This window comes from Candidatus Hepatincolaceae symbiont of Strigamia maritima, from assembly GCF_055505085.1.
In genome coordinates, this window is sequence record NZ_DBKDTU010000169.1 from 1 (window position 1) to 1,571 (window position 1,571).

Genomic DNA, 1,571 nt, shown 5'->3' on the forward strand with positions numbered 1-1,571 from the left:
TTTAATGTTTTTCCCGTTTATTCTTGCCTCTTTTTTTGCTCTCTCTAATAATCTTACTACTATCTTTTCTCGCACAGAAGCTGGAAAGTTAGAGATGTGGTATTCACGTACTGGTTTGTCTGAGTTCGGCATCTTAGCCATTTGAAACAACCAACTTTCAGAGTTTGCAGTTCTAAATAACCAGTTTTCTGCACTAACTTTAATTTCTAGATTTCTTCTATCTAGATAACCTTCTAGTTTTAATTCTAATATCTCAGCGATAGAAAAATATTCTTTTAACATCTGCTTACTAACCTTTTATTTCTTGTCTTATTTCTTTCTTATATTCATAAAACTTCATAGGTATTGGTCTTAATCTATTATTTTTCTCATCGTATCTTTCTGGAAAAATAACTTTAAGCTCTATCTCTAATTCCTTAGCTATAGCTCTTTCTGCATCTTCACGAGGATAACTTAAACATCTCCTAGCACCACCATAATTAAGCCCGTACTTTCTATCTATATCTACAAAACTGATATCCTTTTCTAAGAGCATTGCCTTGATTTTCTTAATTTCCATAACACTTCCGTATTTTAAATATTCCCTTATATATCTTTTTTTGCTATCTTATATAAAAAGATATATTAATTTATTTAGTTTATAATATAAGATTATGCTTATTTTACAAATATATCAATGTTAAAATCTTATTTTATAAACTATTTTTAAAAAATTAAGGATTTTCAATGCAAAATGACATAAGAAAAGATTTTGGGGATAGATTAAAGTTTATAATTGGAAAGAAATTTAAAACCCAAGTGGCATTTTCTACAAAATTTAATATTAATAGGGTTAACCTAAACAACTGGATTACAGGCAGAGCTCAGCCTGATTATGAAACCCTTGTATTTCTAGCAGAATGTTTAGACGAATCTATAGATTGGTTATTAACAGGTAATATAGAGCATGTTAATGTATCTTCTCATTTTGATTTAGATTTATGGGATGAAGTGGTAGATGAATGTTTAAAATTTGCTAAAGAGTATAAGTTTTCCCCTAAAGGTAGATTTTTTATGGGTATCTACCAATCATTAATAGAAGAAAGAGAAAAAAAACCATCCCTAACAGTAGCTGATATCTTAAAAAAACATAAATCCTTGATATTATCACAAAAGAATTAGTTTTATATTGTAGCTTTTTAGATTTATAATGTTTAGTAATGCTATTAAATATTGCATATTTTTATCATTATTAACATTAACTTTAAACAAGGAGTCTAATTATGACAAACTTTAAAAATATAAGATGCATCAAATGTTAAATAAAAAAATTATTTGAAATTTCATATAAACCAAATCCAAATAATACATCTGTAAAAATAAAATGCACTCGATGTAAATCTAATCTTTTAATCAAACAAAATCATATAACTGAATTAGCAATTTCTGATCTTATTAAAAAAGATTAGAGAATCTAGTTGAAATTAGGGGGCATTTCTCCTTAATTTTAACGTAATCTACTTATACTTCTATAAGCCTTATTTTATGGGACTTATAGGGGTATTTTTTTAAAATTTATATTTCTATTAAAA

The 1,571-nt window shown here is 26.5% G+C and carries 3 protein-coding genes; 1 reads left to right on the top strand and 2 read right to left on the bottom strand.

All coding sequences use genetic code 11. The annotated features are described in order from the left end of the window. On the bottom strand, nt 1-282 hold a 282-nt coding region (locus ACQCX0_RS04575; protein WP_462562997.1), incomplete at its 3' end, for a hypothetical protein. Between the two features lie 7 nt (nt 283-289). Beyond that, nucleotides 290-559 (bottom strand): helix-turn-helix domain-containing protein, encoded by a 270-nt coding sequence (locus ACQCX0_RS04580; RefSeq protein ID WP_462562998.1) that lies wholly within the window; start codon nt 557-559, stop codon nt 290-292. A gap of 167 nt (nt 560-726) precedes the next feature. Here ACQCX0_RS04580 and ACQCX0_RS04585 point away from each other — a divergent pair, with 167 nt between their 5' ends. Further along, nucleotides 727-1,161 (top strand): helix-turn-helix domain-containing protein, encoded by a 435-nt coding sequence (locus ACQCX0_RS04585; RefSeq protein ID WP_462562999.1) that lies wholly within the window; start codon nt 727-729, stop codon nt 1,159-1,161. Nucleotides 1,162-1,571 lie beyond the last annotated feature (410 nt).